The sequence below is a fragment of the Oribacterium asaccharolyticum ACB7 genome, assembly GCF_000238075.1.
In the GTDB taxonomy this organism is placed as follows: Bacteria; Bacillota; Clostridia; order Lachnospirales; family Lachnospiraceae; genus Oribacterium; species Oribacterium asaccharolyticum.
Genome location: NZ_JH414507.1, coordinates 77,806 through 88,312 on the forward strand (window position 1 = coordinate 77,806; position 10,507 = coordinate 88,312).

General features: G+C 40.3%; 8 protein-coding genes, 1 tRNA gene and 1 rRNA gene. 7 read left to right on the forward strand and 3 right to left on the reverse strand.

Features of this window, described 5'->3' with window-relative positions; genetic code table 11:
- Window positions 1-13 precede the first annotated feature (13 nt).
- The 3 genes from yidD to rpmH all read right to left on the reverse strand — a co-directional run bounded on the left by yidD (window position 14) and on the right by rpmH (window position 917).
- A complete protein-coding gene (yidD, locus tag HMPREF9624_RS11240; protein ID WP_081465295.1) occupies window positions 14-226 on the reverse strand; it encodes a membrane protein insertion efficiency factor YidD in 213 nt (70 codons plus the stop codon).
- 138 nt (window positions 227-364) lie between these two features.
- The gene (gene rnpA, locus HMPREF9624_RS11245) at window positions 365-706 is read right to left on the reverse strand and encodes a ribonuclease P protein component (RefSeq protein WP_009537851.1); all 342 of its coding nucleotides are present in this window, start codon (window positions 704-706) and stop codon (window positions 365-367) included.
- Window positions 707-773: 67 nt separating this feature from the next.
- Window positions 774-917: a 50S ribosomal protein L34 gene (rpmH, locus tag HMPREF9624_RS11250; RefSeq protein ID WP_009427798.1), complete on the reverse strand. Its 144-nt coding sequence runs from the start codon at window positions 915-917 to the stop codon at window positions 774-776.
- A 460-nt stretch (window positions 918-1,377) separates the two neighbouring features.
- Here rpmH and dnaA point away from each other — a divergent pair, with 460 nt between their 5' ends.
- The 7 genes from dnaA to HMPREF9624_RS11285 form a co-directional block, all read left to right on the forward strand.
- On the forward strand, window positions 1,378-2,736 hold the full coding sequence (dnaA, locus tag HMPREF9624_RS11255) for a chromosomal replication initiator protein DnaA (RefSeq protein ID WP_009537852.1): 1,359 nt from the start codon (window positions 1,378-1,380) through the stop codon (window positions 2,734-2,736).
- Window positions 2,737-2,875: 139 nt separating this feature from the next.
- Window positions 2,876-4,000 (forward strand): DNA polymerase III subunit beta, encoded by a 1,125-nt coding sequence (gene dnaN, locus HMPREF9624_RS11260; protein WP_009429988.1) that lies wholly within the window; start codon window positions 2,876-2,878, stop codon window positions 3,998-4,000.
- Complete coding sequence (gene recF / locus HMPREF9624_RS11265) at window positions 3,997-5,079, forward strand: DNA replication/repair protein RecF (RefSeq protein ID WP_009537853.1); 1,083 nt, start codon at window positions 3,997-3,999, stop codon at window positions 5,077-5,079. The genes dnaN and recF overlap by 4 nt, the downstream gene beginning before the upstream one ends.
- 10 nt (window positions 5,080-5,089) lie before the next feature.
- On the forward strand, window positions 5,090-7,048 hold the full coding sequence (gene gyrB, locus HMPREF9624_RS11270; protein ID WP_009537854.1) for a DNA topoisomerase (ATP-hydrolyzing) subunit B: 1,959 nt from the start codon (window positions 5,090-5,092) through the stop codon (window positions 7,046-7,048).
- A gap of 10 nt (window positions 7,049-7,058) precedes the next feature.
- Window positions 7,059-9,605 (forward strand): DNA gyrase subunit A, encoded by a 2,547-nt coding sequence (gene gyrA, locus HMPREF9624_RS11275; protein ID WP_009537855.1) that lies wholly within the window; start codon window positions 7,059-7,061, stop codon window positions 9,603-9,605.
- A gap of 80 nt (window positions 9,606-9,685) precedes the next feature.
- Window positions 9,686-9,773, forward strand: a tRNA-Ser gene (locus HMPREF9624_RS11280).
- Between the two features lie 264 nt (window positions 9,774-10,037).
- Window positions 10,038-10,507: ribosomal RNA gene (locus HMPREF9624_RS11285) — 16S ribosomal RNA — on the forward strand; the annotation flags it as partial.

The following is a 10,507-nucleotide window of genomic DNA, read 5'->3' on the forward strand; positions in this document are numbered from 1 at the left end:
TCTCCCTCCATCTTTAGGGAACAGGATCATATCCGCCTTTAGCAAACGGATTACATCGAAGAACCCGCCATACCGCTAACCATAAACCTTTCACACAACCATGTTTTTGTATTGCCTCATAGGCGTATTGAGAGCAAGTAGGTGTGTATTTACAAGAGCCGTGTCCCTTTAAAGGAGATAAAAATTTTTGATAGAAACGAATCATTCCCAAAAAAATTTTCTTCATAATTCTCTCCATTTCTAGGATAATCATAGTTTAAAACTGACTTTCTTCCTATTTATATAGTGTTTAAAAAATAAATAAACAAAAAGTCAAAATTTTAAAAACGGCTTTCCATACTAAAAGAGTAAAAGTTTTCTGCTTTTATTCTTCCCTGCCAATAATATGATGCCTGCTACATAATTCCAGATATGCTTTTTCAAAATCAAAGTAAGACTTGTCTTTCGCACTTTGTCTTACCACGAGGATGATGTCTTTACCCAACTCAATTTCTTTGTGTAATCGAAATATTTCACGAAGCTTTCTCGCAATACCATGTCTTACGACGGAATTTCCCACTTTTTTTGAACATGAGACTCCCAAACGACTGTAATCTAAAGAATTCTCGGCTACATACATGACAAAGCATGTATTTGCAAAGGATCTTCCTCTTTTATATCCCCGTTGAAAATCTGCATTGGATTTTATAGATGGAAATCGCTTCATAAAATAACTCCATGGTTGAAGAAAGACCGCTTATAAAGCGGCCTTAAAATCTTTATTCTACAATACTTTATGCAGATAATTTTGCTCTACCCTTAGCTCTTCTGGCAGACAAAACCTTTCTACCATTTGCCGTGGACATTCTTTTTCTAAATCCATGCACCTTGGCTCTTTGTCTGGTCTTCGGCTGGAAAGTCATTTTTCCCTTATGCATACGGACACCCCCTTTTTTTAGTGTATGGCTCAGGCCACCGATCGTTTCTCCGGGAATTATTCGTCCTTACGAAGGTCCCGAATAAACTCCTAATTTTGGGTAAACATCGCAAGTTATTATAATGAAAGCCACTGAACCCGTCAATAGAAAGTTTCATCAAAAAAGAGAGATAAAATGAATTTCAGTTTTATCCACATTTTTATCCACTTATCCACAATTATGTTAATTATCCACATTCTAATAAAATATCGTGGATAAACTATTCTTTAAGACTATTTATTTTAAAAAATTCCAGAAAAAATGCATGTTTATTTGTGGATAAAATTTTTTCAACAATTAAACATTTTGATTTCATCCACAAAGACTGTGTAATTCTTACAACTTGATAAAGAACCCCCCATGCTGTAAAATATATAGGCTTTATCTTCTATCTGTTTACGAATTGCTTAAAGGGTGGAGTATGACAAAAGAATTAGAAATCATAAAAAATAAATGGAATGAAATATTGAATATGGTCAGGGAAATTGAGACGATTGCCGACGTTGCCTACGACCTTTGGATTGCCCCCTTAAAGCCTTACGATATCCTCGAGGACAGGCTTATTGTTTTAGTAGATAAAAAGCAATTTTTAGACATTATCAATAAAAGATTCAAGCAGACTCTTCGTATAGCTATCCTCGATGTTACGGAAATCAATAAAGAAATTCTTTTTATTGACGAAAGCGGCTTGGATTCCTTGTATAAAGAAGACAAAAAAGAAGAACTGAGTTTTTCGGATGCCTTAAAAAACGCAAACTTAAATTCCCGCTATACCTTTGATTCATTTGTGGTAGGTTCTTCCAATGATCTGGCCCATGCTGCCTGCGTGGCAGTTGCGGAGCTTCCGGGTGAACAATACAATCCTCTCTATATTTATGGAGGTGCAGGACTTGGAAAAACACACCTTATGCAGTCCGTTGCCCATTTCATTTTGCAACAAAATCGAAATGCCAAGATTCGCTATGTTACCTCGGAGACCTTTATCAATGAATTTGTAGACAGTATTCGAAATAAAAATAATATATCTCCCGCCGAATTTCGGAAGAAATACAGGGAACTGGACGTTCTTCTCATCGATGATATCCAGTTTTTAATTGGTAAAGAAGGAACACAGGAAGAATTTTTCCATACTTTCAATGCACTTTATGATAATCGAAAGCAGATCATCATTGCTTCCGACAAACCTCCTAAAGACATTGATAATTTAGAGGAGAGACTTCGTTCCCGATTTGAAGTCGGACTTATCGTAGACATCCAAATGCCGGATGTGGAGACTCGAATGGCCATTCTCCGAAAGAAGGAAGAATTGGAAGGCTATAACATTGACAATGAAGTCATCAAGTATATTGCGGATAATATCAAGTCCAATGTAAGAGAACTGGAAGGAGCACTTACTAAGGTAGTCGCCAAGTCACGTTTGGTAAAACAGCCTATTACACTAACTCTGGCGGAAGATCTCTTAAAGGATCATATTACACCAAGTGAAAGACGGGAAATTACAGCCGATGTCATTATAGAAATCGTAGCGGAACACTATAACCTGAATCGCTCAGAATTAGCTTCTCCCACAAAGAAGAAAAATATTGCTTATCCCAGACAAATAGCCATGTATCTCTGCAGAGAGATGACGGATGTCCCGCTGGTTACTGTTGGAGAATTACTGGGAGGAAGAGATCATTCTACCGTCATTCACGGCTGTGACAGAATATCCACAGATTTACGAACAAACGAACAATTACAATCCACAATAGAGAATTTAAGAAAAAAAATTGCCCGATAAATCCCCATAGTATCCCGGGACTATCAACATAGATTTTTATGCCAAATGCCTTTTAAAATCAAAGGAAAACGGCAATTTCACATTTACACAAAGCCTACTAATAGTACTAGGTAAAAAGAAAAAGAAAGAAAGGAAACGCATGAAATTATTTTTTCAAAAAAATGATCTGGTTTCAGCAATACAAATCGTTGGACGTGCGGTAGCATCTAAAACAACCATGAGTATTATGGAATGTATTCTAATTGATGCAACGGAAGGGCAAATCAGTCTTACAGGAAATAAATCCGAATTCGGTATAGAGACCATCTGTCCCGGTGTTATCGAAGAAGCAGGAAAGATTGCCTTGGAAGCAAAGCTTTTTACAGAGATTGTAAAACGCCTTCCGCAGACAGAAGGAAATAATCTTTGTATTGAAACGGAAGAAAACGGAAATTGTATCATCCGTTGTGAAAAGTCGGTTTTTAAAATTATGGGAAGAAATGCGGAGGAATTTCCTTCCTTACCTTCTGTTGAAAAACAGGAAGCGATTACGGTCTCTCAATTCAGTTTAAGAAATATGATTAACCAGACGATTTTCTCTACCGCTAATGGAGAGAATAATAAGAAGATGGCCGGAGAATATTTTGAAATAAAAGACAATCTTTTCTCCATTACTTCTTTGGACGGACATCGTATATCCATTCGAAAAACATTTTTGAAGGATTCCTATAGCGAACAAAGTGCCATTGTTCCGAAAGAAGTTTTATCCGACTTATCCAAGATTATGACCGGCGGTCTGGAAGATATGGTGGAAATGTATTTTTCCGGACAGTATCTGCTTTTCCATTATGAAAATACAACAGTAGTGACACAGCTTGTGGACGGTGAATATTTCCATGTAAAACAAATGCTTTCCACAGATTATGAAACGAAAATTATGGTTAACAGGAAACAGCTTTTGGAAGATATAGATAGAGCAAGAATCATGGCAAGAGATAATGATAAGCAGCCTCTTATCTTAAAGATTGCCGATGACAGCTTATCTTTAAAGATTATTTCCGACTTGGGAAGAATGGATGCCGAGATTCCGGTTAAGCAAGAAGGAAAGGATCTTCTTATCGGTTTTAATCCGAACTTCCTGATGGATGCTTTACAGAATATAGAAGAGGAAGAGGTTTCCCTCTATTTTACCATTCCCCGTTCTCCGGTATTTATCAGGGATAAGGAAGAAAATTATATCTATATGATTTTACCGGTTAACTTTAATGCGGATCAAGTAGAATGATAATTGAGTCCATAGAGTTACAAAATTACAGAAATTATGAAAGTCTGAAATTGTCTTTAGGAAATAAAAATAATATTTTTTATGGAGACAATGCGCAGGGAAAAACCAATTTACTGGAGGCAATTTTTTTTGCGGCCAGTTCCAAGTCTTTTCGTTTTTGTAAGGATAGAGATGTGATTCGTTTTTCGGAGGAAGAAGCCCATATTAAGATGATTCTTCAAAAAAAAGGAATAAAGAATCGTATTGATATTCATGTAAAAAAGAATAAGACAAAGGGAATTGCCATTAACGGTTTTCCGGTAAGAAAAGCTTCCGACCTTTTTGGTTTAGCCAATGTGGTTATTTTTTCTCCGGAGGATTTAAGTCTGATTAAGGATGGTCCCAGGGAAAGAAGAAGATTTATTGATTTGGAACTTTGTCAATTAAATAAAATTTATTTATACAACTTAACGAGGTATAATAGAGTTTTATTACAGAGAAATAAGCTGTTAAAAGATATTTCTTTTAAACCGCAGCTCGAAGACAGTCTTTCCGTTTGGGATGAAGAGCTTGTAAAATATGGTCATGCCCTTATCCGTTTACGAAGAGAATTTATAGAAAGTTTGCAGGAAAAGCTGATACGAATTCATAAAAATATCAGCGGAGGAAGGGAAGAACTGATTCTTAGTTATGAAGAAAATGTAAAAGAAGAAGCGTTTTTGGAATCTGTTTTAAGAGCAAGGGAAACGGAAAAAAAACAAAAAATCAGTTTGGTAGGACCGCATAGAGATGATCTTCTTTTTCAAATCAACGGAGAGGACATTCGAAAATTCGGCTCACAAGGGCAGAAAAGAACAGCGGCTCTTTCCCTGAAGCTTGCAGAGATTGAACTCGTAAAGGAAAAGATAGAGGATTATCCTATTTTACTTTTGGATGATGTCTTTTCGGAACTCGATAAAAAAAGGCAGAATTTTTTACTGGATGAAATTTCCGACGTACAAAGCATCATCACTTGTACCGGATTAGAAGATTTAATAGAAAATCGTTTTCCCATAGATAAGCTTTACTATGTGGAAGGTGGAAAGATTGAATGTCCATAGAGGAGGGTTCATGGCAATAGAGAGAGAAGATCAGGATCTGAATGAACAGTTTCACGCATCGAAGGAATACGGTGCAGATCAGATTCAGATACTGGAGGGTTTGGAAGCGGTAAGAAAACGTCCCGGAATGTATATCGGTAGTACTTCTGTTCGCGGCCTGCATCACCTTGTTTATGAGATAGTGGATAATTCCGTAGATGAGGCTCTGGCCGGTTTTTGCGACAATATTACCGTCACCATTCATAAGGACAATTCCATTACCGTAGAGGATGACGGTAGAGGAATTCCGGTAGATATCCAGAAGAAAGCCGGAAAGTCGGCACTTGAAGTTGTATTTACCGTACTCCATGCCGGCGGAAAATTCGGCGGATCCGGCTATAAGGTTTCCGGCGGCCTGCACGGTGTGGGAGCCAGTGTTGTGAATGCATTGTCCAGTTTTCTGGATGTTACGGTTTGTAAAGACGGAAAAATCTATACGATGTCCTTCTCCAAAGGAAAGGTAATAAAAGAAATTGAGTGTATCGGAACTTGTACGGAAGAAGAGCATGGAACCAAGGTTCATTTCTTACCTGATTCCGAAATCTTTGAAGAGAGTATTTATGATTTTGATACCTTAAAGGTGCGTTTAAGAGAAACTGCTTTTCTCACCAAGAATCTTCGCATCAAACTTGTGGATGAAAGAGAAGAAGAGACTAGAGAAATGACCTTCCACTATGAGGGAGGAATCAAAGAGTTCGTAACATACTTAAACAAGGGAAAAGAAGCACTTTATCCGGATGTTATTTATTGTGAAGGGGAAAAGGAGCATATTCTTGTCGAAGTAGCGATGCAGCACAATGATTCCTATACGGAAAATATTTATACCTTCGTAAACAACATCAATACTCCGGAAGGCGGAACCCATCTCACCGGTTTTAAAAATGCCTTAACAAAGACATTTAATGATTATGCAAGACAAAATAAGCTTTTAAAGGACAGTGAGCCGAATCTTTCCGGAGAGGATATCCGCGAGGGCTTAACCTGTATTATTTCCGTAAAAATTGAAGATCCGCAGTTTGAAGGACAGACCAAGCAAAAGCTCGGTACTTCCGAAGCGCAGGTTGCCGTACAGGGTATTGTTTCGGAGCAGTTGACTTACTTCCTGGAGCAAAACCCGGCTGTGGCCAGAGTCATGTGTGAAAAATCCATTATGGCGCAAAGAGCGAGAGCCGCGGCAAGAAAAGCAAGAGATTTAACAAGACGAAAGTCGGCACTGGACGGTGTGGGACTTCCCGGAAAGCTTGCCGATTGCAGCAGTAAGGATGCTGAGCGCTGTGAAATCTTTATCGTTGAGGGAGACTCCGCACTGGGACCTGCAAAGGAAGGAAGAAATCCGGAAACACAGGCAGTACTTCCCCTTCGCGGAAAGGTTCTGAATGTGCAGAAGGCAAGACTGGATCGGATTTATGCCAACGAGGAAATAAAAGGTATGATTACCGCCTTCGGAACGGGAATCAACGAGGACTTTGATTTGTCAAAGCTTCGTTATCATAAGATTATCATTATGACCGATGCCGATGTGGACGGAGCACATATTTCCACCTTAATGCTGACCTTTATTTATAATTTTATGCCGGATCTTATTAAAGAGGGCCATGTCTATCTGGCACAGCCGCCACTCTTTAATATCACCAAGAATAAAAAGCATTACTATGCTTATTCTGATGAGGAGTATCAGAATATATTGAAGGAAATTGGTGCGGAAGGTGCCGATGTATCCCGATTCAAAGGTTTGGGAGAAATGGATACGGAAGAGCTTGCGGAGACCACCATGGATCCGGAAACCAGAACCCTTCTTCGTGTCAACATGGAAGAAGACGACAAGGCGGAGCTCGATATTACCTTTACTACTTTGATGGGAGATCAGGTAGAACCCAGAAGAGAGTTCATTGAGAAAAACGCCCGCTATGTAAAGAATCTGGATGTATAGGAGGTAGATTTTGGAGCCGAATATTTTCGATAAGGTGCAGGAAGTTGATCTGAAAAAGACGATGGAAAATTCCTACATCGATTATGCCATGAGCGTTATCGTATCCAGAGCGATTCCGGATGTGAGAGACGGTCTGAAACCGGTACAAAGAAGAGTGCTCTATGCTCTGCAAAGCCTTGGAGTTACGCCGGATAAGAAAACCAAGAAATGTGCAACCATCGTAGGAGAGACCATGGGTAAATATCACCCGCACGGAGACTCTTCTATTTATGGATCCTTAGTATATATGGGACAGCCCTGGTCCATGCGCTATGTTTTAATCGATAAGCAGGGAAATTTCGGTTCGGAAGATGGAGACAGTCCCGCCGCAATGCGTTATACCGAGGCAAAGATGTCCAAGATGGCAGCGGAAATGTTGTCGGGCATTAATAAGAATACGGTTGACTTTATGCCGAACTTCTCCAACGAATATGATGAGCCGACCGTGCTTCCTGCGCGTTTTCCGAATCTTCTCGTAAACGGCGCAACCGGAATTGCAGTAGGCATGTCCACCAATATTCCACCTCATAATCTAAGAGAAGTGATTGCCGGTGTAGATAAAATCATTGAGAATCGCATTGCGGGAAGAAAGACGGAAATTGATGAGCTTCTTCCCATTGTTAAGGGACCGGATTTTCCGACAGGAGCTACGATTCTCGGAAAAAGAGATGTGGAAGAAGCATACCGAACCGGAAGAGGAAAGGTGAAGATGCGTGCCGTTTGTGAAATTGAGACCATGCCAAACGGAAAGCACAGAATCATTGTAAAAGAGCTTCCCTACCTTGTTTACCGTTCCCGTGTTATTGAAAAGATTGCAGATCTTGTAAAAGATAAGAAAATTGACGGCATCACTTATATTCATGATGCGGCAGGAAAAAATTCCAATGCCAAAATCAATATTGAGTTAAGAAAAGACGCGAATCCGCAGGTTATTTTAAATCAGCTCTATAAGCATACTCAGCTGCAGGAAACCTTCGGTGTGATTATGCTCTGTATCGTAAACGGAGAGCCGAGGATTCTCAATTTACTACAGATTTTGGAAGAGTTCTTAGGACACCAGGTCAATGTTGTCAGAAGAAGAACCGAGTATGACCTTCAAAAGTGTGAAGATAGAGCACATATTTTGGAAGGACTTCTCAAAGCACTCGATCATATTGATGAAATAGTTGCTATTATCCGTGCTGCAAAAAATGTAGAAGAGGCAAAGCTGAACTTAATCAGCCGGTTCGGCTTTTCCGATGTGCAGGCGCAGGCGATTGTGGATATGCGTCTCCGTGCTCTTACCGGTTTGGAAAGAGAAAGGCTGGAGAATGAGTACAACGATCTTCTGGCAAAGATTGCTTACTATAAAGAGATTTTAGGAAATGAAAACAAGCTGCTTTCCGTAATTCAGGAAGAGCTGGATGCCATTGCAGAGAAGTATGGTGATGATCGAAAGACACAGTTTAGTTTTGATAAAGATTTCCAGGCGGAAGACTTTATCTCGGACGATGATGTGGTGATTACATCTACCAGTCTCGGATATATTAAGAGGATGTCACCGGAGCATTTCCATCAGCAAAATAGAGGCGGAAAAGGCATAAAGGGGATGCAGACAATAGAGAATGACTATATCGAAGACCTCTTTATGACGACGAACCACCACTATGTCATGTTCTTTACAAACCAAGGAAGAATCTTCCGTATTAAGGGATATGAGATTCCGGAGGCAAGCAGAACGGCAAGAGGAACGGCACTGGTAAACCTCCTCTCCTTACAGGAAAATGAAAAAGTTACGGCGACGCTTTGCTTAAGAGATACCAACGAGGAAAAATACCTCATTCTCACAACGAAGAAGGGAATTATTAAGAAAACGGAACTTTCCCAGTTTGCCAATGTGCGGAAGAATGGCATGATTGCCATTACTCTAAATGAGGGAGACCAGCTGATTGAAGCAAAGCTTCTTTCCGAGGATGAAGAAATCTTCCTGGTTACCAAGAAAGGTATGGCGATTGAATTCAATGAGAAGGATGTTCGTGCAACCGGACGATCCTCTATGGGTGTACGCGGTATCCGCTTAAATGCTGGCGATGAAGTCATTGGTATGCAGGAAGCTTCCCAGGGAGAGCATTTCCTTCTCGTTTCCGAAAAGGGTTACGGAAAGCTGACGGACAAGAGTTGCTTTAAAGCGCAGGCTCGCGGCGGAAAGGGTATCCGTTGCTATAAGATTACGGAGAAGACCGGAGATATCGTAGGCTTTAAGCTCTGCGATAAAGATAGAGAGATTCTTCTTATTACTACGGAAGGAATCATGATTCGAATCAATCTCGATAAAGTGAGCATTTTAGGAAGAAATACTTCCGGCGTAAAGCTGATGGATATTGACAAAGATACCGATACCGTAATTGCTTCCGTTGCCAAAGTGAGAGAGACGGAAAATGAGGAAGATTCAGAAGAAGGAGCTGCTTCAGAAAACACGGATTTGAGGGCAGTAGAAGAAAATCAAAAAGAGGGAGAAAGTCCGGAAGAAAACTCCTAAAAATTCCTTGACATAAAAATCTGAATTTGATACTCTAATAAAGCACCTTTCTAGGTGAATCCCTTTTGGCAGGGATAAAAGGAGTAATACTCAAGAGGCCGAAGAGGCGCCCCTGCTAAGGGTGTAGGTCGGGAAACCGGCGCGAGGGTTCAAATCCCTCTTACTCCGTTTTCGGGAAACCGAAAAAAATGCTTGACAAAGAAACTCTCTTTGTTATAATAGCATGGCTGTCCTGAAAAGGACAGGAACAGTACCTTGAAAATCAAAGATCGAATAATACACAGACCCTGAAGATTCTAAAGAATTTTCAGTAATGTTTCAAACGAAACTTACACGAACGGTTTAATAAACCAAAAAAGTAAAACAAGGAAAAACAAAAGCTAAGCTAAGTTTTGACTGGAGAAAGAACTTAAAGAGAGCAATCTCTTAACTTATTATGAGAGTTCGATCCTGGCTCAGGATGAACGCTGGCGGCGTGCCTAACACATGCAAGTCGAACGAGATGCGTATTGGAAAGCTTCGGCCGGAAGATACGTTATCTAGTGGCGGACGGGTGAGTAACACGTGGGTAACCTGCCTTATGGAGGGGGATAACAGAGAGAAATCACTGCTAATACCGCATAAGCACACATTGCCGCATGGCAGAGTGTGAAAAGATTTATCGCCATAAGATGGACCCGCGTCTGATTAGCCAGTTGGCAGGGTAAAAGCCTACCAAAGCAACGATCAGTAGCCGATCTGAGAGGATGACCGGCCACATTGGGACTGAGACACGGCCCAAACTCCTACGGGAGGCAGCAGTGGGGAATATTGCACAATGGGGGAAACCCTGATGCAGCGACGCCGCGTGAGTGAAGAAGTATTTCGGTATGTAAAGCTCTATCAGCAGGGAAGATAATGAC